Below are 19,619 nucleotides of genomic sequence, written 5' to 3'. Positions count from 1 at the left end.
GACAATGCAAATCAAATAAGGGGAAAACACAATGCGCTTAATTCTGCTCGGAGCACCAGGTGCTGGCAAAGGAACACAAGCACAATTTATTTGCAAGCAATTTGGGATTCCACAAATCTCAACTGGGGATATGCTGCGCGCAGCCGTTAAAGCGGGTACCGAGCTAGGCATTGCCGCTAAGAAAATTATGGATGCCGGTGGCCTGGTATCCGACGACATCATTATTGGCTTGGTCAAAGATCGTCTGACCCAACCCGATTGCGCTAAGGGTTATCTGTTTGATGGCTTTCCCAGAACAATTCCACAAGCTCAAGCGATGAAAGACGCAGGTGTTCCCATTGATTTCGTCTTAGAGATCGATGTTCCGTTTGACGCTATCATCGATCGCATGAGCGGTCGTCGCGTTCATCCTGCTTCAGGCAGAACCTATCACATCAAATTTAACCCACCCAAAGTGGCAGGCATTGATGATGTCACTGGTGAGCCTTTGATTCAGCGCGATGATGACAAAGAAGAAACGGTACGCAAACGTTTACAGGTTTATAACGACCAGACCCGTCCTTTAGTCGAGTACTACTCTACTTGGGCTCAACAAAGCCATGCCAGCGATAAAGTGAAGGCGCCCGCCTATCGCAAGGTCAATGGTACCGGTGATGTTGAGGCGATTACTGCCTCCATTTTTGCCGAGTTGAAATAAATATAATCTGCCCAGCTTTTTAGCTTATTCATCAAAGACCTGTCTATGCAGGTCTTTTTTATTGCTGCGCATGATTAGTCAGGAATACATCTTCTAAGGTTATGATCCAATTAATACCGTTCAGGAAAGAGACGCGCAAATGACATCTACCAAACTTACGAACTATATTTTGGTCGCCATGCTCTTAGGCATTCTGGCGGGCTACCTAGTGAATAGTCACGGAGCAGATTCGGGCTTTTCTGTGCAGTATGTGACTTACATTTCAATCTTGACAGACATCTTTTTGCGCCTCATCAAGATGATCATCGCACCTTTAGTCTTTGCAACTATGGCGGTAGGTATTGCGCGTATGGGTGATGCTTCAACTATTGGACGTGTAGGCTTAAAAACTTTTGCCTGGTTTATTTCCATGTCATTAGTTTCTTTATTGCTCGGCTTAGTGATGGTCAACTTACTACATCCTGGAGTAGGTCTCGATCTAGCGCTACCCGACGTGGCAGCTAACACCGCAATTAGCAAGGGCGGTCTTAATCTGCCCGACTTTGTAAAGCATATTTTTCCCACCAGCATCTTGGATGCAATGGCGAAAAATGAAATCTTGCAAATCGTTGTCTTCTCAGTCTTTTTTGGAGTCGCAGCTGCAGGCTTCGGCGAGCGCGCTGCAGAATTTATTCGCAACCTGGATATGCTCTCGCACATCATGCTCAAAATCACTACAGCCGTCATGAAATTTGCTCCAGTTGCCGTATTTGCAGCGGTGTCATCAGTCGTTGCAGAAAATGGTTTATCGATCTTGCTGACCTATGGCAAATTCATGTTCAGTTTTTATGCTGCGATTGTCGTGCTCTGGATAGTGATCATCTTCATCAGCTCCATCTTTCTCAAAAGACGCGCACTCAAATTAGCCTGGATGTTACGTGAGCCTGCTCTCCTCGCCTTTACAACAGCTAGCTCAGAAGCTGCCTATCCACTAACGTTAGAGCAACTTGAGCGCTTTGGTTGCAAAAATAAAATTGCCTCTTTTGTATTGCCAGTGGGCTACTCCTTCAATCTCGATGGCTCGATGATGTATTGCACCTTTGCGGCAATCTTCATTGCTCAGGTTTATGGTGTTGAAATGTCCCTTGGGCAACAACTGTTGATGCTCCTGGTTTTGATGGTCACTTCCAAGGGCATCGCTGGGGTACCCAGAGCGTCCTTAGTGGTGATTGCAGCAACCCTCTCCCAATTTCATCTGCCCGAAGCAGGAATCTTATTGATTCTTGGAGTGGATCACTTCTTAGACATGGCGCGCTCAGCCACCAATGTACTAGGCAATGGCATGGCTACCGCAGTAGTCTCTAAATGGGAAGGTGAGCTATCGCAGTAAAACGAGGCAGCTTATTACGCTCTATTTGAGCTCTTTGAGTGCGCTCTCAAAAGACTCAATATCCGCAAAGCTGCGATAGACTGAAGCAAAGCGGATGTAAGCCACTTTGTCTAAGCGCTTCAGCTCGCGCATGACCAACTCTCCCACCCGCTCGCTGGGGATTTCTTTTTCACCAAGGCTCAGCAGCTTTTCTTCGATACGGGTAATGGCTTCTTCAACCGAATCAGAAGAAACTGGGCGCTTGCGCAGTGCTAGCTTAATCGAACTCACTAATTTGTCGTGGTTGTAATCGACTCGGCTACCGTTTTTCTTGACAATGGCTGGCAGTGCTAATTCCACGCGCTCATAGGTTGTAAAGCGCTTATCGCACTTAGCGCAGCGACGGCGACGGCGATTGGTGTCGCCCTCATCCGATACCCGGGTATCCATCACCTGGGTATCGTCGTTATGGCAAAAAGGGCAGCGCAAGAATGTTCTCTGTTGACTGGGTTGTCTTAACTTGCGCTATAGACCGGAAAGCGCTTGGTCAACTCAGTGACCTTAGCGCGCACCTGCGCAATATTGTCCGCATCGTGCGGATTGTCCAGAACATCAGCGATGAGATACCCCACTTGCTTGGCTTCAGCTTCTTTAAAGCCGCGTGTTGTCATCGCAGGTGAACCCAAACGAATACCGCTGGTCACCATTGGCTTTTCAGGATCGTTCGGAATCCCATTCTTATTACAAGTGATGTGGGCTTCACCTAAGATGCGCTCGGCTTCTTTACCCGTCATCTTCTTAGCCCGCAGATCCACCAACATCACATGCGACTCTGTCCGGCCAGAGACAATGCGCAGTCCGCGCTCAATCAAGGCTTCAGCCATCGCTTGGGCATTGGCAATCACTTGCTGCTGATAGTCCTTAAAGCTGGGCTCTAAAGCCTCTTTGAAAGCAGTGGCCTTACCGGCAATCACATGCATTAAAGGGCCACCTTGCAAGCCTGGGAAGACTGCGGAATTAATCGCCTTCTCGTGCTCAGCCTTCATCAAAATGATGCCGCCACGAGGACCACGCAAACCCTTGTGAGTCGTTGAAGTCACGATATCGGCATGGGGTATGGGGTTGGGATATACGCCAGCAGCAATGAGGCCAGCGTAGTGCGCCATATCGACCATAAAGATTGCGCCTACTTCTTTAGCAATTTTGGCAAAGCGCTCAAAATCAATCTTGAGAGAATAAGCAGAAGCGCCTGCAATAATGAGTTTGGGTTTGTGCTCGCGCGCCAAATGCTCCATTTTCTCGTAGTCAATCACTTCGTTTTTATCTAGACCGTAAGCAATGGGATTGAACCATTTACCACTCATATTCAAAGGCATACCGTGGGTCAGGTGCCCGCCTTCGGCCAAACTCATTCCCATGAAAGTATCGCCGGGCTTTAAAAAGGCCAAAAAGACTGCTTGATTTGCCGAGGCGCCACAATGGGGTTGCACGTTTGCCGCTTCCGCGCCAAATAACTTTTTGACACGATCAATCGCTAACAGCTCCGCTACGTCAACAAATTCACAACCGCCGTAATAACGCTTGCCGGGATAGCCTTCAGCATACTTATTGGTTAATTGGGAGCCTTGAGCCTGCATGACCGCTGGAGAGGTATAGTTCTCAGAAGCAATGAGCTCAATATGGTCTTCTTGACGGCGATTCTCATCGGTAATGGCGGCCCATAATTCGGGGTCGGTCTTCGCTAAGGTGTTTTGACGGTCAAACATGTTGATAATCCTGATGTAATTGGACTGCTTAAGTAAAATCTACCCCTACATCATACAAAATCCCCCATGAACCCTACTCAAGACCTCTCCTTTTTATCCCTCGTCCTCGATGCCAGCACCCTAGTGCAGCTCGTCATGCTCTTATTGCTTGGCATGTCAATCGCCTCTTGGACCATTATTTTCAAAAAAGGAGCCATTTTGGGTGGCGTCAGACGCGATACCGAGCGCTTTGAGCGTGACTTCTGGTCTGGCGGCGATCTCAATACCCTATTGGAAGCGGCTCAGCGTAATACGCGCAGTGATGCCGTCCTTGAGCATATTTTTGAAGCAGGCATGCAGGAGTTTCTCAAGTTCAAAGAGATCGATGCTGCGCGTCGCGCCATGAAGGCAACTTATCAGCGTGAGATGGATATGCTTGAAGCGAACCTTCCCTTCTTGGCATCCGTAGGTTCAGTGTCCCCTTACATTGGTTTGTTTGGCACCGTGTGGGGCATCATGCATGCGTTTCGTGGTTTAGCGAATGTGCAAAATGCAACCCTCTCTGCAGTTGCTCCCGGTATTGCTGAAGCTTTGGTAGCGACCGCGATTGGTTTATTTGCAGCGATTCCGGCAGTGATTGCCTACAACCGTTACGCCACTGATGTAGACCGCTTAGCGATTCGTTTTGAAACCTTCATTGAAGAGTTCACTAACATTTTGCAACGCCAAGTAGCTAGTCGCTAATTTCCATTCATGGCTAAATCTTCTTTTCGTACTAGTAAACGTCGGGCCATGTCCGACATCAATGTGGTTCCCTATATTGATGTGATGCTGGTCCTGCTCGTGATCTTTATGGTCACGGCACCCATGGTCAACCCTGGTATTGTGAATTTACCGACCGTCGGTGGCGCCAAGGTGCAAGCACTGCCTCCAGTTTTCCTCACGATTGACGCTGATGAAAATATCATCGTGCGCAAAGATGGTGAGTCGACCCAGACGCTGAACAAAATGGAGTTAGGCAGCTTTGCTCGCAATCAAGCAGAACGCTCACCCGATCAACCCCTGGTTTTAGCGGCAGATAAATCCATCAAATATGAAGTAGTGATGGATGTGATGTCGAAGCTCAAAGAAAATGGTGTTAAACGGGTTGGTCTAGCAGTCAAGAGTCAATAAGCTTCGCCCTTCATCATGAATAGCGCGCCACTTTCAAGCCAATCGTTTTCTCGCTATCGCTTTGGTAAAACTGAAAGCACTAAGCGGGCACTCACGTTTTCGCTGATTGCACACTTGGGCTTGCTCGCCTTTCTGATGATTGGCATTCAGTGGCGTAGCTCGACTCCTGCGGGTGTCGAGGTCGAACTGTGGGACTCTGTGCCCCAAGTCGTTACACCGCCTACGCCGGAGATCAAAACCGAAGCCAAAGAAGAAGCGGCAGATATTGCGATCAAGAAAAAGAAGCTTGAAAAAGAGCCCCCTAAAAAAGAAGCTGTGAAGGAAGTGGTCAAACCGAAACCCACCCCTCCTCCAGAAAAACCGGTAGTGAAAAAAACTGAGCCTCCTAAAGCGACTACCCTTTCTCCAGCGGAGGTCAAAGCCAATGCAGCAGCTGAAAAAGTGCGCGCCGATCAACTCGCCCGCTTACGTGCAGCTGCGGGTGCGGAGGGTGGTAGCGGTGGTAGCTCTGGCAGCGGTGTTGGCGGTGGTGGCAACGCTCCTCCAGGCTGGACAGACAAAGTCATTAAGAAAGTAAAACCGTTGATTGTGTTTAATGCGGAGTCTGTTAGTGGCAATCCGGCGGCCGTGATCAAGGTTGATTTGGCACCCGATGGCGCTATTCTGAGCATCAGTATCATCACCTCTAGTGGTAACGATGCTTGGGATCGTGCTGTGCTCTTGGCACTCTCGCGCGCCCAAAGCCTGCCGAAAGATGACAGTGGCAAAATTCCGCAACGCCAAGTGAAGTTGACATTTAAACCCAAGGATTAACACATGCTGCAGTTTGTCAAAAAATGGATCTCCTTATTGAGCATTGCCATCGTCAGTCTCGGTGTCTCTGCCAGCGCATTCGCTCAAATGAATATCGAGATCACCGGTGTTGGTCAATCCTTGTATCCCATCGCAGTAATGCGCTTTCAGGATGAAAATAAATTACCCACTAGCGTTACTGAAATCGTTCGCCAGGATTTACTCCGCAGTGGTTACTTTAAAAATACCGAGAACGGTAATGCCACCGAGAATCCCTCCGGGACACCGAACTACAAATCTTGGGCAGCGCGTGGCGCTGATGCATTAGTCCTGGGCTCGGTTGTGCAAACTGGCCCAACTCAGTTTGAGATTCATTACAAATTATTTGATATTCGTAAGAGCCAAGCTTTGGGCGGCTTAGATATCAACTCCAGCGCAGATAATCTGCGTGCTGCCGCTCACAAAATTGCCGATGACATTGTTTACAAGCTACTGGGTGAACGTGGCGTCTTCTCAACTCGACTGTCCTATGTCATCAAAGACGGCAAGCGCTATCGCTTGGTGATCTCGGATGCGGATGGTCAAAATATTCGCAATGCACTTAATAGTGCTGACCCTATTATTTCTCCATCCTGGTCACCTGATGGCAAGAAAGTGGCCTACGTGTCTTTTGAAGATCGCAAACCGGTGATTTATGTTCATGAACTTGCGACTGGTAAACGGATCATGCTCTCCAATCAAAAAGGGAATAACAGCGCCCCTGCATGGACACCTGATGGGAAGCAGTTAGCCATCTCACTCTCCAAAGACGGTAATACCCAAATCTATGGCATCAATAGTGATGGGGCAGGTTTGCATCGTCTGAGTCGCGGTTACACAATTGATACCGAGCCGCAGTATTCGCCGGACGGGCGTTATATTTATTTCACGAGTGATCGAGGCGGCAGTCCTCAGATCTATCGGATGAGTGCTGAAGGCGAACAAGTTGAAGGCGCTAAACGCATTAGCTATAAACAGGGCTTTGTGACCTCGCCTCGCATTTCTCCAGACGGAAAATATTTAGCCTATATCGCCAACATTGGTGGGGCATATCGACTCTATATCGTCAATTTGGCAACGGGAGATAGTCAAGCGCTGACTGACGGCACAAGCGATGAGTCTCCCTCCTTCGCAGCCAATGGCCGCTACATCATTTACTCCACCAAGGTGAATGGCAAACGGGTCTTGGCTGCAGTGTCAGTGGACGGCAACTCTAAGCAAGTTCTCACTATTCCAGGATCGGATGTCCGTCAGCCGTCCTGGGGTCCATTTATGGACTAGCCCCAGAACTTTCGGGGGGTATTGGGGTCTGCAATTCCCCTTTTTAGGCGCATAATATGGGGTATTCGCTCATTTGTAGGAAAAGGAAATCCCCATGACAATCTCAATCACACGCCGTTTTACAACTTCACTGCTTTTGGGTTTAGCTGTGCTATCAGCCACTTTTTTAGTGGGTTGCTCCAGCGTTAAGCTCGATGATGTTGACGGCAGCTCCTCCGGCAATGGAAACTTTAGTTCACAGCCTTGGAATGATCCTAAGAGTCCATTATTTGAGAAAAGTGTTTACTTTGGCTTTGACGAATATACCGTCCAGACTAAATACCAAAATATGCTCTCTGCTCACGCTGGCTATCTCAAAGCCCACCCACAACAGAAAATTATTATTCAAGGCAATACCGATGATCGCGGTACTGCAGAGTACAACTTGGCTCTAGGTCAACGTCGTTCTGATGCCGTTCGTAAAGCCTTAGCGCTCATGGGTGTTCCTGATGCCCAGATGGAAGCGGTAAGTTTTGGTAAAGAGAAACCCAAAGCTGAAGGCGATACTGAAGCAGCTTGGGCTGAAAACCGCCGCGCTGACATTGTTTACATCAGCAACTAATGATGAACTTGCATAAGCCCTTCAAACAAACGCTCTTACGAGCGTTTTGTTTAAGTAGTGCCGTCATTTGTTTGACTGCCTCTTCTAGTGCTTGGGCACTCTTCTCCGATGATGAAGCGCGTAAGGCGATTTTGGATTTACGTAAATCACTCGCAACTACACAACTCGATTTACAAGAGCAAATTGAAAAACTCAAAGCCGATAACGCTGAGCTGCGCGGCAAAGTGGAAGAGCTTGAGAAGCAGGCTGAAGATATCGGCAATAGTCAGAAGACCTATTACCAAGATTTAGATAATCGCCTTGGTAATTTTGAGCCCCGCTCAACCACCATTGAGGGCGTTACAGGTACCGTTCAACCAGGTGAGAAAAAAGCTTACGACGAGTCTCTCAAAGCCTTTCAGGCGGGCAACCTCAAAAAGGCAGATGATGGTTTTTCAGCCTTTATTCGCAAATATCCTAGCAGCCCCTATTTGCCACTAGCACTCTATTGGGGTGCAAATAGCAAATACGCTAACAAGGATTACGCTGGTGCAATTGCTCAACTCCAAACCTTGATTAAAAAATATCCCAAGCACCCTCGTATCCCAGTAGCGATGCTGACCTTAGGCAACTGTCAGCTTGAGAGTGGCAATAAAGCAGCTGCCAAGAAAACCTTCAACGATATCGTTGCTACGTATCCCGATACGGATGCAGCGAAAGATGCGCAACAGCTATTAAGCGCCACCAAATAATTTCTGAACAGCATTTATGTCTAGTCTTTCTGCTGCATTTCAACCCTTCGCACCGCGCACCCCAAATGCACCAGCAGTCATTCTATTTTCAGGTGGACTCGACTCTACAACGATCCTTGCCCTTGCCAAAGACCTTGGCTATGCGCCTTATGTTTTATCGGTAAGTTATGGACAACGTCATTCTTCTGAAGTAGCCGCAGCCAGGAATATTGCTCAGCAGATGGGTGTCATTGCACATGAAGTAGTACAGCTTGATCTCACCCGCTTTGGTGGATCTGCTTTAACTGATGCTTCTATTGCCCTACCAACCATTCCCAGTAAGGCCAATGAAATCCCCGTTACCTATGTGCCTGCTCGCAACACGATCTTGCTCTCCCTTGCGCTGAGCTGGGCAGAGGCTTTAGGTGGCTTAGATATTTTTTATGGCGCCAATGCAGTCGACTACTCCGGCTATCCAGATTGTCGTCCGGAGTATGTTGCTGCTTTTGAAAGCATGGCTAACCTTGCCACTAAAGCAGGGGTTGAGGCACTGAACCATGCCAATCGCTTTCGGGTTCACGCGCCGATTATTCAAATGAGTAAAGCAGAAATTATTCGCTTAGGATCTACGCTAGGAGTTGATTACTCGCAAACCGTCTCTTGTTATCAAGCTGATGATGCAGGTCATGCCTGCGGTGTCTGTGAATCTTGCCGTTTAAGACAAGCAGGCTTTGTACAAGCGCAGCTAGCTGATCCCACGCGCTATCAACAGAAGTAACCTAGAGCGCTTTTACCTCTAACATGCGTGCAAGATAGCGCGCAATCAAATCCACCTCTAGATTTACTTCTCTGCCCACTTGAAGGCCTCCGAGGGTGGTGTGCTGCAAGGTATGGGGAATAATATTGATCGAGGCAATGCAGACATCCGACTGATCCTCTACGAGATTCACTGTCAAAGACACACCATTGACCACAATCGATCCTTTGTAGGCCAAGCATGGGGCTAGCTCAAGGGGCGCAGCAATCTTTAATAACCAAGAACCATCAGCATCACTTGCAAGCGCAGCAAAATGGGTCACCTTCCCAACGCCGTCAACGTGCCCACTCACAAGATGACCACCCAAACGATCATTAAAGCGCAGTGCCTTTTCAAGATTGACTGAGCCCATTTGATCTAAGCCCACCGTTTTGTTGAGTGACTCTCGAGAGACATCAAAGCTAAAAGAATGTTTCGTTTTCTCTGTAACCGTCATGCAAGCACCTTGCAATGCAATACTGTCGCCCAGTACAACATCATCTAAATAGTGAGCCTCTGTAGCAGGGAGTTCCACTTTTAAATGCAAGCCATCGCCTTTCGGTGTGATGTCTTTAATCTGACCCACTGCAGTGATGATTCCGGTAAACATATTTGTTTTTTCTCTTTCGAGTAATTGGCTTCAGGTTTTTTGGTAACGCAAACGGATATCAGGATCAAAAGTAGCTTGGTCTATCAGATCCCATGTCTGTCGATCTTGCAATGCTTTCAGGGCAGATAGGCTAGTCATTCCCAAACCCTCTCCCATGAAAAATGGGGCGTAATAGAGCAAGAGTTCATCAACGCAATCTTCACGTAGCAAGGATCCATTTAATTTGGCGCCCGCTTCCACATGGATTTCATTCATATGGCGCTCTTGGGCAAGATAAGCAAATAGCTTAGCGAGATCGACTTTGCCATGTGCATTGGGGATCTCGATCACTTCTACTCCGCGCTCACGAAACACTTTTGCATTCGCCAGCTGCTCGGGTGATTGCAAGTGAGCACAAACAATCATCACTCCCGACTGATCCATTCCATCAAATAGCTTGGCATCAAGCGGAGTTTCGAGCTTGGAGTCCACAATCACTTTCCAGGGCTGTCTTTGGGTACTCACATCACGCACATTTAAACTAGGATTGTCTTCTTTGACAGTACCACCGCCCGTGAGCACAGCACAAGCTTGCGCACGCCAATGATGTCCATCAGCACGGGCTAGAGGCCCCGTAATCCATTGACTCGTTCCAATGGGTAAAGCAGTTTTGCCATCAAGCGTTGCGGCAATCTTTAAGCGCACCCAAGGCAAACCACGCGTCATCCGAGAAATAAATCCTCGATTCAGTGCAGCAACTTCTGCTCCAAGTAAACCAATTTCTACTACGATGCCTGCCGCTTGCAAACGCTCTAGTCCCTTGCCCGCTACTAAAGGGTTCGGGTCAATCATCGCTACAAGGACTTTGCGAGGCTTGGCAGCAATCAGGGCGTCTACACAAGGCGGGGTTCTTCCGGTGTGATTGCAGGGCTCTAAGGTGACGTAGATGACGGAATCTGTCGGATCGAAGCCCTTGCTCCGTGCATCGGCTAATGCCTGGACTTCAGCGTGAGGGCCTCCTGCTGCTTGCGTGTGCCCGCGTCCAATCTCTTGTCCGTTTTTGACGATGAGGCAACCCACTCGGGGGTTGGGATTGGCCAGGTAGAGGGCCTTGTGAGCCTCAGCCAAAGCCTCGCTCATCCAATGCTGGTCTGTTTGGAGATTCCCTGGGTTCATGGCTCTATTAAAACCGATTTAGCGACAAGCCTTCGAATCAGTCCGCGGGTCACAAATCCGCCAGCGTCCGCCACTCCCCAAAATCAGGTGTCGCTCAAGGTCTGTAAGGCGTCTATGCCCCAAGATCAGGCGATTAGCCACAAAGCCCCCATGCGCGGTCTTTGCTGCGCCAGCAGAATTAAAAAGTATCCCTTTTTGAGAAGCATTGGGATCACTAAATTGCTTGCCACCCTGCTTGAAGTAAATGGGCTCAATTGAGTCCTGCATAAACCAAGCCTTTTTTGAAACACCGGATTGGATGACCCAACCACTATTCCAGTCATTCTCTATTCTGGGTACGATCTGAACCGACTCTCCTAAGAACAAAGCCTGTTGCCGCGCAAAGTGCGCCTGCTCAATAAAGCTGCGTGCGACCCACTCGAGTTGGCGCGTGGCTAGCGATTCCTGAATCAAAGGAATACTGATGCTCGACATGATGGCAATGATGAGGGTGACCACCATCAGCTCTAACAGGGTACTTCCCCTCTCTGCATTCCTGAGAGAGCGTATCGGCTTAATCAAAAACCTGTCGCCAGTTCAGTCGCTTGACCATGCCAAGTTCTGAATCAAAAAAGACCAAAACTTCGATCTGGGGTTTATTCAGATTGGAAATCAGCCAATAATTATTTTCAAGGAAATAAAAGTCACAATCAGGATGATCTAAATGAGTACCTAATAAAAGATCAAATTGGCAAGCGAGAACAATTTTCTCTGCTTGAATAAAGTGCTCTTGAGTCTGGGCTTGAGTATTTAGATGAATGAGCTCAAGGGCATTCATTCGCTCTAAATAGAAAATGAGTCCCGAGAAAGAAAAGATGATCGATAGGATCCAGGCAATGATCATGGGTGGTTACGAGTAGAAAAATAGCGCTCGAATACAAGATGCAGCGTCTGGCCATCGGTCATCTCTAACTGGACTTTAAATAAGCGCGGCCCGCTGGGGCTTGGTTTAGAAGCTTTATCCAATCCCTGCTCCTCAATGTTGAAATAGTTCACACCATTCATCAGGGTGGTATTTTGAACACGTGCGTGACGATCTAAGGATTGGCAGATCAGTGAGCCACCATTGACTTTGATGCCCTTTGGAATATTCGCCTGTCGCTCTAACAGGAAACCTTGTAATGCCAAATTATTTTTTGTACGGTCCTGACTCAAAGCATTACCTAGGCAATCAAAGTCAATTCCTGAAGATGGTGCATGGGCGATCCCATGACGAACGATGATGGCATCAGAGCGGTTATAGCCCCGCCCTTTCTGAATTTCAATCCATTCAGAATCTATTTTTCGCTTCGCTTTATGCTGCGCTAATTCCAGGTTTTGATAACCGGCCATCCGAATGGCTCTACCGATTAACTCAAACGCACGGTCGGCTTCACTACTGAAGTTTTTGGTCTTTTGATATTGCACCTGTTTTGCCACCATCACACTACTACTTTGAATGACTGGAGTAATTAAGATCAGTGAGATTGCTAAGCCGATAAGGCATTCCAGCAAATTCATTTGGGTTTTACTTGGGCGATCTCAAACTGATTCATTTGCTCTTGAATTTGTATACGCCTTTCTTGCGACTGAACAAAGCGCATCGCCATCACCTGATATTGATTGGCTAGACCCATCCAAGCACCGGCAATGAGACTCATGGCGATTAATACCTCTAATAAAATGAAGCCATTGGCCTTGGAAACATTCGGTTTGGAAATCATGGCCCATTCTGTCAAGGACAGCATCACCTCGCCACCCTAATTGGAGGCCCTACTTGTCAGAAAGCTTGGATATTTCTGCGGGACAAAGCAATCCAGGGTCCCTGAGCTTAAAATAGCAGGCTATGTCTATAAAGCTTGCCCCTACAAACGAAATCGTTGCCGACCTACGGGTTGGCAAGATGGTGATCTTGGTCGATGAAGAAGACCGAGAGAATGAAGGCGATCTCGTGCTCGCCGCTGACCATGTGAGCGCTGAAGCTGTTAATTTCATGGCTAAGTATGGGCGGGGCCTGATTTGCTTAACCTTGACGCGCGAACATTGCCAACAACTGAATCTGCCTTTGATGGTGCGCGATAACGGCACCTCTATGGGAACGAACTTTACTGTCTCGATTGAGGCCGCCTCTGGTGTCACCACCGGGATTTCTGCAGCTGATCGTGCCCACACCATCAAAACCGCAGTGGCTAAAAATGCCAAGCCGAATGATCTGGTTCAGCCTGGGCATATTTTTCCATTAATGGCTCAGCCTGGCGGAGTATTAATTCGTTCAGGCCATACCGAGGCAGGTTGCGATCTTGCTGCTATGGCAGGCTGCTCGCCAAGTGCAGTCATTTGCGAGATCATGAAAGATGATGGCAGCATGGCACGCTTACCAGATCTGCTCGAGTTTGCCAAAGAACATCAACTCAAAATTGGCAGCATTGCCGATTTGATTCAATACCGCAGTCAACATGAGAGCATTGTTAAGCGCCAAGGTGAGCGTGAGTTTGTGACACCATGGGGCACATTTACTGGAATCATTTATCAAGATACGCCAAGCGCTTCAATGCATATTGCTTTAGTGAAGGGCAAGCCCTCTGAATCGGTCGAGACCCTAGTGCGGGTTCATGAGCCAGTGACGGTATTGGATTTCTTGGATGGAAATCATAGTAATCACTCCTGGCCACTCGGCAAGGCCCTCGAGGCCTTGGCTCAAGCTCCTGCTGGCGTAGCTGTTTTACTCAATGCTGCTGGCATCGCTGCACCTGGAGATGCAGACTGGCTCTCACAATTTACCAAGCTCAATCAAACTGCAAATACCCCAGCCAATCCAGCGCTCACTCGTAAGACCGATTTCCGAAGCTATGGCATCGGCGCCCAAATTCTGAAAGATCTCGGTGTAGGAAAAATGCGTTTACTCGCCAAGCCAAACCCAGTCCCCAGCATGTCTGGCTATAAACTAGAGGTTACGGGCTACCTTCCTTTTAGCCCTGATCAACAAGCGTAATCACAATGAACTCATCTACCACCCAATCTGGCGTTCAGGTCTTAGCCGCAGACCTTAACGGTCAAGATCTCCGCATTGCTATTGTGCAGGCCCGCTTTAATGAAGATCATTGCGAATCCCTGACTAAAGCCTGCGTAGAAGAACTCATTGCGCTTGGTATTGAGCAATCAGACATTAAGTTGGTGACTGTTCCTGGCGCGCTCGAAATTCCCTTTGCCCTGCAAAAACTTGCTGAGACTGGAGAGTTCGATGGCTTAGTCGCTTTAGGTGCAGTGATTCGCGGCGAGACCTACCATTTTGAACTGGTCTCTAATGAATCTGCCGCAGGCATTACGCGTGTTGGCTTAGAGTCTGGCTTACCGATTGCCAACGGCATTCTGACTTGCGATAACGATGAGCAGGCGCAAGTTCGCGTCAATATCAAAGGGGCAGATTGTGCAAAGGCAGTCGTTGAAATGGCCAATCTCGCATTAGCACTCACACCAGATTTAGATATTGATTTTCAAGCTGGTGAGGAAGAATAATGTCTAAGACAATTGCTAGCGCAAAACTACCTGGCTCAGATAAAGAGAACAAGTCGACCACGCCGAAGCGCTCCCTCACACCACGTCGCCGTGCCCGCGAATACGCCCTTCAAGGGGTTTATCAAAGCCTCGTGATGCGCCGTGCAGGCAGTCTACCGAACTCCGTAACCATTACTAAACAACTCTCGGAAGATCCTGCCTTCCGTCGCTGTCAGCTGGAATTGTTTCAGGGTATTTTTGAGGGCGTTCTCGAGCGCACCGATGAACTCGAAGCCATCATCACTCCCGCTTTAGATCGACCCATCAATGAACTCTCTCCAGTAGAGCATGCTGCCCTGCTGATTGGTGTCTATGAACTCGCCATCGATCTGTCTGTGCCTTATAAAGTAGCAATCAATGAAGCAGTCGAGCTTGCCAAGACTTTTGGTGGAACCGATGGTCATAAGTATGTCAATGGCGTCTTAGACCTTTTAGCCCAAAAACTCCGTAGCGCTGAAATCTCCGCTGCTTAATTTATTCGGCCATGTCAGCCCAAGATATTCGTAAGCTCTTAAAGGATCCTAGCCTCGTTCGAGAGGACGCCTTTATCAATGGTCAATGGGTCAAGTCTTTAGCAAAGCAAACTTTTTCAGTCAATAATCCTGCAACATCTGAGCTGATTGCACATGTCGCTAATCTTGGTCCTGCGGATGCTGAGTTAGCAATTACTGCAGCTAATACAGCCCTCCCCTTATGGCGGAGCAAGACCGGTAAAGAGCGTGCCAATGTGATGCGCAAGTGGTTTGATCTGATCATTGCGAATACTGAAGATCTAGCCTTACTCATGACCTTGGAGCAGGGCAAGCCTTTGCTAGAGTCCCGCGGCGAAGTGGCCTACGGGGCCTCATTTGTGGAATGGTTTGCTGAAGAAGCCAAACGGGTTGCAGGAACCATTCCTTCAAGCACTTGGGGTGACAAGCGTCTCATGGTCCTCAAACAGCCGATTGGAGTTTGTGCAGCCATAACGCCTTGGAATTTCCCGATCGCCATGATTACCCGCAAGATTGCGCCCGCTATGGCCGCAGGTTGCAGTATTGTGATTAAGCCCGCTGAGCAAACACCCTTGTCTGCCCTAGCGCTAGCTGAACTTGCCAGCCGTGCCGGAATTCCGCATGGGGTCATTAACGTGATTACGGCTGATGCAGACCAGTCCATAGCAATTGGTAAGACTTTATGCGCTTCGACTATTGTGCGGCACCTCTCGTTTACAGGCTCCACTGAAGTGGGTCGCATTCTGATGGCGCAATCCGCCCCAACAGTAAAAAAATTAGCCTTAGAACTGGGTGGCCATGCGCCCTTCATTGTGTTTGAAGATGCGGATATTGATGCTGCCGTCAGTGGCGCGATTGCTTCAAAGTACCGCAACTCTGGTCAAACCTGCGTCTGCGCCAACAGAATTTATGTTCACAAAAAGGTTCACGATCTTTTTGTGGAGAAGTTTGCTAAAGCAATTCAAGCAATCAAGGTGGGCAATGGTCTTGACGAAGGCGTGCTTCAGGGTCCCTTGATTGATCAAGCAGCCCTTACCAAGGTAGAACGTCATGTTGCCGATGCTCTGAGCAAAGGGGCCAAATTAGTGGCAGGTGGCAAGCCTTCTTCTTTGGGTGGAACCTATTACGAACCCACCATTTTGGATAATGTGAGCGGCGATATGCTGATTACTACAGAGGAAACCTTTGGCCCAGTGGCTCCGATCATCACCTTTGAGCATGATGAAGAAGTCGTAAGACTTGCAAACCAAAGCCAGTATGGTTTGGCGTCGTATTTCTACAGTCGAGATATCGGACGGATCTGGAAAGTTGCTGAAGCTTTGGAATACGGCATCGTCGGCGTGAATAGCGGCATCATCTCCAATGAAGTAGCACCTTTTGGCGGGGTCAAGCAATCTGGCTTGGGTCGTGAAGGCAGTACCTTCGGGATGGATGAATACCTAGAACTGAAATATCTTTGTATTGGGCTATAAAAACGGTTTATCTTTTTTTATAAACCAAGTCCCATACGCCGTGCCCCAGCTTTAAGCCCCGCTTCTCGAATTTGGTAATCGGCCGATAACTGGGGCGGTCAACATAGGCTAAATGCTGATTCTGTAATTGCGCTAAGCTGGGTTTAAATTCATTTCCAACCTCACCATCTTTAGCAACATCTTCAAGCGTGAAGGTTTTCACTGAGACTTTTTCTTGAGAAGTATTCACCAATGATGGTTCGGCATTGAGCACCAAAAACATTTGCTCAGCATAGTTATGCCAGTCGGTTGCTAAATGAAGGTAGCCTTCCAGCTTTAAACGAGACGCTAATAATTTAACAAACGCTCCCTGGACCAAACGACGCTTATGATGACGCTTCTTATGCCAAGGGTCTGCAAAGTAAATATGAATGCCGTCCAAACTCTCGGGCAAGATCATATTTTCTAGCACCTCTACCGCATCATGCTGAATTAATCGTAAATTGGTGAGACCCATTTCACCAATTTGCTTGAGTAAGGCGCCAATCCCTGGAGGATGGACTTCAATAGCCAGGAAATCATCCTGACTGCGAAGTTGAGCGATTGCAGCGGTAGTCTCGCCCATGCCAAAACCAATTTCTAAAATTTTGGGATTGGTAGATCCATTAAAGGCTTCAATCAGATCAAGAGTCTGGTCTTGATAGGGGATGCGGTATTTAGGGCCAAGCTCATCGATTGCACGTTGCTGGGCTGTCGTAGTTCTGCCAGTGCGAAGTACAAAAGAGCGAATGCGCTCAATACGATCCAACTTACCCTCTGGCTGCGAATTCAAATTAAGCCAAGACCTTCTTAAAGTACGCAATGGTCTCTTTGAGGCCGTCTTCTAGATTGACCTTGGGCTGCCAGCCTAACTTGGATTTGGCTAACTCGATATTGGGCTGACGCTGCTTTGGATCATCCGATGGCAAAGGCTCATGAACGATCTTGGATTGACTACCTGAGAGCTTGAGAACGGTCTCAGCCAATTGCAGCATGGTGAATTCACAGGGATTGCCAATATTGACTGGGCCGGGAAAGCCCGCTTCTGAGTTCATCATTTTGACCATGGCATCAATCAGATCATCGACATAGCAAAAGCTACGGGTTTGCTGACCATCGCCATAAATCGTAATGTCTTTACCTTGCAAGGCTTGCACAATAAAGTTGCTGACCACACGGCCGTCATTGGGATGCATCCGTGGGCCATAGGTATTAAAGATACGCACCACTTTGATATCCAACTGATGCTGGCGGTAGTAATCAAAAAAGAGGGTCTCAGCACAGCGTTTACCCTCGTCATAGCATGAACGAATGCCAATCGGATTGACCCTACCCCAGTATTCTTCTGGTTGAGGATGCACTTCTGGATCACCATAGACTTCGCTAGTTGAGGCTTGCAAAATACGAGCACGGGTTCTTTTAGCAAGACCGAGCATATTGATTGCACCATGCACACTGGTCTTGGTCGTTTGCACTGGATCATATTGATAGTGCACCGGTGAAGCCGGACAAGCTAAGTTGTAGATCTGATTGGTTTCTACATACAGTGGAAAGGTCACATCATGGCGCATCACTTCCAACTTAGGATCGGATAACAAATGGGCTAAGTTTTGCTTAGTACCCGTAAAGAAGTTATCTACTACTAAAACTTCATTACCTTCTTTAAGGAGTTTCTCAGTTAAGTGAGAGCCTAAGAAGCCGGCGCCGCCAGTGATGAGGATTTTGTTCATAGATTGATCTTGAAATAATTTTATTTAGTGAGAACGCGGTTTTCCCAACCAGCAGATAGATAGCCATAGACCACCTCGCCCAACATGATCACCATCGAGGTCATAAATGAGGCCATCCCGAATACAAAGCTCCACATCACATAGCCCGTTTTGGGTGTATTGAGGGCCCCAGCCTGAAAGAAGAAGAGCTCTAAAACCGTTAAAGAAATGAGTACGCCACTTAGCACATCAAAAAATATTGCGATGGTGCAAAGACGACCCCGAAACTTGGATTCATCAGCCTCTTTGAGCATGAGTTGATACAGGCCATCTTCAGAAATATTGTCATCTCGCAACTCTTGATGAATGGCTCGCATCCGATCGACTGTTCTTGCCAAACGCGTGGAAATCGCATTGAATAAAGTAGCAACTGCAGTGAGCAGAAAAACGGGTGCTAGCGCCAGCTGAATATTATTCGTGATGACATCAATTGAGTTATCCATACTTACATCCCATCTTTTAATGTGACCAGGCTACAAGGCCAGTGTAGGCGCTAATCAGAACAACCAAACCAAACACAATGCGGTACCACGCAAAAGGAATGAAGTTATGTCCAGCAACATAATGAATTAACCAGCGGACGCAGGCAAATGCTGAAATAAAGGCAGCCACAAAACCCACTATGATCGCTAATGTAAAGTCTCCCGTGCTGCTACCGTCGACGCTTAAAGAGACTGGGGACTTCCACAATTTGAGAAGTTCATAAGCCGTTGCTCCGCCAATGACAGGAATGGCCAAGAAGAAAGAGAACTCAGTAGCTACTGCGCGCGGCAATCCGAATAGCATACCCCCAATAATCGTGGCCCCTGAGCGGGAGGTGCCCGGTATCAAAGCGGCACATTGAGCAAGACCGACCTTTAGGGCATCTAAATGGGAGAGCTCATCAACCGAATGCAAGGGGGACACAATGGTTTGGATCGGTCTTTTGGCCTGCAAGCGTTCAGCCCAGAAAATAATCAACGCTCCGACAATGAACGCAGTGGCAACCGGAATAGGGGCAAATAAAACTGCCTTAATGTGCTTGCCAAATACTAAGCCTAAGCTCATCGCCGGAAAAGAAGCGATCAGGAGGTTGAGTACAAAACGACGTGAGAGCGAACTGCTGCCAAGGGTGGAAACCACTCTCCAGAGCTTGGCCCTGAACTCCCAGCATACCGCAAGGATGGCACCAAACTGAATAATCACCTCAAATGCCTTGCCGCGCTCATCATTGAAGTTGAGAAGGTCTCCAACCAAAATCAGGTGGCCCGTACTGGAGATCGGTAAAAACTCGGTTAGGCCTTCAACCACCCCCAAAATGAGTGCTTTAGTCAGTAAAATGAGATCCATAGTCGAGATATTAAGCCATT

General features: G+C 48.1%; 25 protein-coding genes. 13 read left to right on the top strand and 12 right to left on the bottom strand.

All coding sequences use genetic code 11. The features are described from left to right. Positions 1–31 precede the first annotated feature (31 nt). Together adk and AOC06_RS01465 are read left to right on the top strand one after the other, a co-directional pair. Positions 32–697 carry an adenylate kinase gene (adk, locus tag AOC06_RS01470; RefSeq protein ID WP_215380648.1) on the top strand — a complete coding sequence of 222 codons (666 nt, stop codon included), beginning with the start codon at positions 32–34 and terminating at the stop codon, positions 695–697. A 139-nt stretch (positions 698–836) separates the two neighbouring features. Next, a complete protein-coding gene (locus AOC06_RS01465; protein ID WP_215380647.1) occupies positions 837–2,066 on the top strand; it encodes a dicarboxylate/amino acid:cation symporter in 1,230 nt (409 codons plus the stop codon). A 21-nt stretch (positions 2,067–2,087) separates the two neighbouring features. Here AOC06_RS01465 and nrdR read toward each other — a convergent pair whose 3' ends face one another. Together nrdR and glyA are read right to left on the bottom strand one after the other, a co-directional pair. Further along, positions 2,088–2,534, bottom strand: coding sequence for a transcriptional regulator NrdR (gene nrdR, locus AOC06_RS01460; RefSeq protein WP_215334933.1), 447 nt, complete (start codon positions 2,532–2,534; stop codon positions 2,088–2,090). Positions 2,535–2,560: 26 nt separating this feature from the next. Beyond that, positions 2,561–3,811: a serine hydroxymethyltransferase gene (gene glyA / locus AOC06_RS01455; protein ID WP_215380645.1), complete on the bottom strand. Its 1,251-nt coding sequence runs from the start codon at positions 3,809–3,811 to the stop codon at positions 2,561–2,563. Positions 3,812–3,877: 66 nt separating this feature from the next. On the opposite strand from glyA, the gene tolQ reads away from it, so the two are divergent. The 7 genes from tolQ (at position 3,878) to queC (ending at position 9,164) form a co-directional block, all read left to right on the top strand. Continuing rightward, complete coding sequence (gene tolQ, locus AOC06_RS01450) at positions 3,878–4,534, top strand: protein TolQ (RefSeq protein WP_215334929.1); 657 nt, start codon at positions 3,878–3,880, stop codon at positions 4,532–4,534. 9 nt (positions 4,535–4,543) lie between these two features. Next, a complete protein-coding gene (tolR, locus tag AOC06_RS01445) occupies positions 4,544–4,963 on the top strand; it encodes a protein TolR (protein WP_215345198.1) in 420 nt (139 codons plus the stop codon). Between the two features lie 15 nt (positions 4,964–4,978). Further along, positions 4,979–5,776 (top strand): TonB family protein, encoded by a 798-nt coding sequence (locus AOC06_RS01440; protein ID WP_215380644.1) that lies wholly within the window; start codon positions 4,979–4,981, stop codon positions 5,774–5,776. A 3-nt stretch (positions 5,777–5,779) separates the two neighbouring features. Further along, positions 5,780–7,075, top strand: coding sequence for a Tol-Pal system beta propeller repeat protein TolB (gene tolB / locus AOC06_RS01435; RefSeq protein WP_215380643.1), 1,296 nt, complete (start codon positions 5,780–5,782; stop codon positions 7,073–7,075). A 94-nt stretch (positions 7,076–7,169) separates the two neighbouring features. Then, entirely contained in the window at positions 7,170–7,676 is a 507-nt protein-coding gene (gene pal, locus AOC06_RS01430; RefSeq protein ID WP_215345195.1) for a peptidoglycan-associated lipoprotein Pal, read from the top strand. Further along, complete coding sequence (ybgF, locus tag AOC06_RS01425) at positions 7,676–8,407, top strand: tol-pal system protein YbgF (protein WP_215380641.1); 732 nt, start codon at positions 7,676–7,678, stop codon at positions 8,405–8,407. The genes pal and ybgF overlap by 1 nt, the downstream gene beginning before the upstream one ends. A 16-nt stretch (positions 8,408–8,423) precedes the next feature. Continuing rightward, entirely contained in the window at positions 8,424–9,164 is a 741-nt protein-coding gene (gene queC / locus AOC06_RS01420) for a 7-cyano-7-deazaguanine synthase QueC (protein WP_215345193.1), read from the top strand. Position 9,165: 1 nt separating this feature from the next. Here queC and AOC06_RS01415 read toward each other — a convergent pair whose 3' ends face one another. From AOC06_RS01415 to AOC06_RS01390, 6 genes are read right to left on the bottom strand one after another with little or no spacing between them, the layout of a single operon-like run. Beyond that, positions 9,166–9,792 (bottom strand): riboflavin synthase, encoded by a 627-nt coding sequence (locus AOC06_RS01415; protein ID WP_215380640.1) that lies wholly within the window; start codon positions 9,790–9,792, stop codon positions 9,166–9,168. 30 nt (positions 9,793–9,822) lie between these two features. Continuing rightward, a complete protein-coding gene (ribD, locus tag AOC06_RS01410; protein ID WP_215345191.1) occupies positions 9,823–10,947 on the bottom strand; it encodes a bifunctional diaminohydroxyphosphoribosylaminopyrimidine deaminase/5-amino-6-(5-phosphoribosylamino)uracil reductase RibD in 1,125 nt (374 codons plus the stop codon). 18 nt (positions 10,948–10,965) lie between these two features. Continuing rightward, the gene (locus AOC06_RS01405) at positions 10,966–11,508 is read right to left on the bottom strand and encodes a GspH/FimT family pseudopilin (RefSeq protein WP_255879990.1); all 543 of its coding nucleotides are present in this window, start codon (positions 11,506–11,508) and stop codon (positions 10,966–10,968) included. Further along, complete coding sequence (locus AOC06_RS01400; RefSeq protein ID WP_215345189.1) at positions 11,501–11,830, bottom strand: hypothetical protein; 330 nt, start codon at positions 11,828–11,830, stop codon at positions 11,501–11,503. The genes AOC06_RS01405 and AOC06_RS01400 overlap by 8 nt, the downstream gene beginning before the upstream one ends. Then, on the bottom strand, positions 11,827–12,486 hold the full coding sequence (locus tag AOC06_RS01395) for a PilW family protein (protein ID WP_215345188.1): 660 nt from the start codon (positions 12,484–12,486) through the stop codon (positions 11,827–11,829). Before AOC06_RS01395 ends, AOC06_RS01400 begins: the two co-directional genes overlap by 4 nt. Beyond that, entirely contained in the window at positions 12,483–12,689 is a 207-nt protein-coding gene (locus AOC06_RS01390; protein ID WP_215380638.1) for a type IV pilus modification PilV family protein, read from the bottom strand. The genes AOC06_RS01395 and AOC06_RS01390 overlap by 4 nt, the downstream gene beginning before the upstream one ends. Before the next feature lie 128 nt (positions 12,690–12,817). Here AOC06_RS01390 and ribBA point away from each other — a divergent pair, with 128 nt between their 5' ends. From ribBA to AOC06_RS01370, 4 genes are read left to right on the top strand one after another with little or no spacing between them, the layout of a single operon-like run. Continuing rightward, positions 12,818–13,957, top strand: coding sequence for a bifunctional 3,4-dihydroxy-2-butanone-4-phosphate synthase/GTP cyclohydrolase II (gene ribBA / locus AOC06_RS01385; RefSeq protein ID WP_439650690.1), 1,140 nt, complete (start codon positions 12,818–12,820; stop codon positions 13,955–13,957). 5 nt (positions 13,958–13,962) lie between these two features. Beyond that, positions 13,963–14,481 carry a 6,7-dimethyl-8-ribityllumazine synthase gene (ribH, locus tag AOC06_RS01380; protein WP_215380634.1) on the top strand — a complete coding sequence of 173 codons (519 nt, stop codon included), beginning with the start codon at positions 13,963–13,965 and terminating at the stop codon, positions 14,479–14,481. Next, entirely contained in the window at positions 14,481–14,993 is a 513-nt protein-coding gene (gene nusB / locus AOC06_RS01375) for a transcription antitermination factor NusB (RefSeq protein ID WP_255879988.1), read from the top strand. Before ribH ends, nusB begins: the two co-directional genes overlap by 1 nt. 11 nt (positions 14,994–15,004) lie before the next feature. Beyond that, positions 15,005–16,483 (top strand): NAD-dependent succinate-semialdehyde dehydrogenase, encoded by a 1,479-nt coding sequence (locus AOC06_RS01370; RefSeq protein ID WP_215380632.1) that lies wholly within the window; start codon positions 15,005–15,007, stop codon positions 16,481–16,483. A 7-nt stretch (positions 16,484–16,490) separates the two neighbouring features. Here AOC06_RS01370 and trmB read toward each other — a convergent pair whose 3' ends face one another. Genes trmB through AOC06_RS01350 form a run of 4 tightly spaced genes read right to left on the bottom strand, consistent with a single transcriptional unit; the run spans position 16,491 to position 19,599 of the window. Further along, on the bottom strand, positions 16,491–17,294 hold the full coding sequence (trmB, locus tag AOC06_RS01365; protein ID WP_255879986.1) for a tRNA (guanosine(46)-N7)-methyltransferase TrmB: 804 nt from the start codon (positions 17,292–17,294) through the stop codon (positions 16,491–16,493). Between the two features lies 1 nt (position 17,295). Next, on the bottom strand, positions 17,296–18,231 hold the full coding sequence (locus AOC06_RS01360; RefSeq protein ID WP_215380629.1) for a UDP-glucuronic acid decarboxylase family protein: 936 nt from the start codon (positions 18,229–18,231) through the stop codon (positions 17,296–17,298). Between the two features lie 20 nt (positions 18,232–18,251). Then, positions 18,252–18,713 (bottom strand): DUF2721 domain-containing protein, encoded by a 462-nt coding sequence (locus AOC06_RS01355; protein ID WP_215345181.1) that lies wholly within the window; start codon positions 18,711–18,713, stop codon positions 18,252–18,254. A gap of 16 nt (positions 18,714–18,729) precedes the next feature. Beyond that, the gene (locus AOC06_RS01350) at positions 18,730–19,599 is read right to left on the bottom strand and encodes an undecaprenyl-diphosphate phosphatase (RefSeq protein WP_215380627.1); all 870 of its coding nucleotides are present in this window, start codon (positions 19,597–19,599) and stop codon (positions 18,730–18,732) included. Positions 19,600–19,619: the final 20 nt, after the last annotated feature.

The organism is Polynucleobacter paludilacus, assembly GCF_018687595.1.
Classification (GTDB): Bacteria; Pseudomonadota; Gammaproteobacteria; order Burkholderiales; family Burkholderiaceae; genus Polynucleobacter; species Polynucleobacter paludilacus.
The sequence above is the reverse complement of the archived record's forward strand: the minus strand, read 5'-3'. Positions and strand labels throughout refer to the sequence as shown.

Bases quoted from the DNA above. Each gene is read 5' to 3' on its own strand.
- adk (WP_215380648.1), top strand. From the start codon at position 32: ATGCGCTTAATTCTGCTCGGAGCACCAGGTGCTGGCAAAGGAACACAA.
- AOC06_RS01465 (WP_215380647.1), top strand. From the start codon at position 837: ATGACATCTACCAAACTTACGAACTATATTTTGGTCGCCATGCTCTTA.
- glyA (WP_215380645.1), bottom strand. From the start codon at position 3,811: ATGTTTGACCGTCAAAACACCTTAGCGAAGACCGACCCCGAATTATGG.
- tolQ (WP_215334929.1), top strand. From the start codon at position 3,878: ATGAACCCTACTCAAGACCTCTCCTTTTTATCCCTCGTCCTCGATGCC.
- tolR (WP_215345198.1), top strand. From the start codon at position 4,544: ATGGCTAAATCTTCTTTTCGTACTAGTAAACGTCGGGCCATGTCCGAC.
- AOC06_RS01440 (WP_215380644.1), top strand. From the start codon at position 4,979: ATGAATAGCGCGCCACTTTCAAGCCAATCGTTTTCTCGCTATCGCTTT.
- tolB (WP_215380643.1), top strand. From the start codon at position 5,780: ATGCTGCAGTTTGTCAAAAAATGGATCTCCTTATTGAGCATTGCCATC.
- pal (WP_215345195.1), top strand. From the start codon at position 7,170: ATGACAATCTCAATCACACGCCGTTTTACAACTTCACTGCTTTTGGGT.
- ybgF (WP_215380641.1), top strand. From the start codon at position 7,676: ATGATGAACTTGCATAAGCCCTTCAAACAAACGCTCTTACGAGCGTTT.
- queC (WP_215345193.1), top strand. From the start codon at position 8,424: ATGTCTAGTCTTTCTGCTGCATTTCAACCCTTCGCACCGCGCACCCCA.
- AOC06_RS01415 (WP_215380640.1), bottom strand. From the start codon at position 9,792: ATGTTTACCGGAATCATCACTGCAGTGGGTCAGATTAAAGACATCACA.
- ribD (WP_215345191.1), bottom strand. From the start codon at position 10,947: ATGAACCCAGGGAATCTCCAAACAGACCAGCATTGGATGAGCGAGGCT.
- AOC06_RS01400 (WP_215345189.1), bottom strand. From the start codon at position 11,830: ATGATCATTGCCTGGATCCTATCGATCATCTTTTCTTTCTCGGGACTC.
- AOC06_RS01395 (WP_215345188.1), bottom strand. From the start codon at position 12,486: ATGAATTTGCTGGAATGCCTTATCGGCTTAGCAATCTCACTGATCTTA.
- AOC06_RS01390 (WP_215380638.1), bottom strand. From the start codon at position 12,689: ATGATTTCCAAACCGAATGTTTCCAAGGCCAATGGCTTCATTTTATTA.
- ribH (WP_215380634.1), top strand. From the start codon at position 13,963: ATGAACTCATCTACCACCCAATCTGGCGTTCAGGTCTTAGCCGCAGAC.
- nusB (WP_255879988.1), top strand. From the start codon at position 14,481: ATGTCTAAGACAATTGCTAGCGCAAAACTACCTGGCTCAGATAAAGAG.
- AOC06_RS01370 (WP_215380632.1), top strand. From the start codon at position 15,005: ATGTCAGCCCAAGATATTCGTAAGCTCTTAAAGGATCCTAGCCTCGTT.
- AOC06_RS01360 (WP_215380629.1), bottom strand. From the start codon at position 18,231: ATGAACAAAATCCTCATCACTGGCGGCGCCGGCTTCTTAGGCTCTCAC.
- AOC06_RS01355 (WP_215345181.1), bottom strand. From the start codon at position 18,713: ATGGATAACTCAATTGATGTCATCACGAATAATATTCAGCTGGCGCTA.
- AOC06_RS01350 (WP_215380627.1), bottom strand. From the start codon at position 19,599: ATGGATCTCATTTTACTGACTAAAGCACTCATTTTGGGGGTGGTTGAA.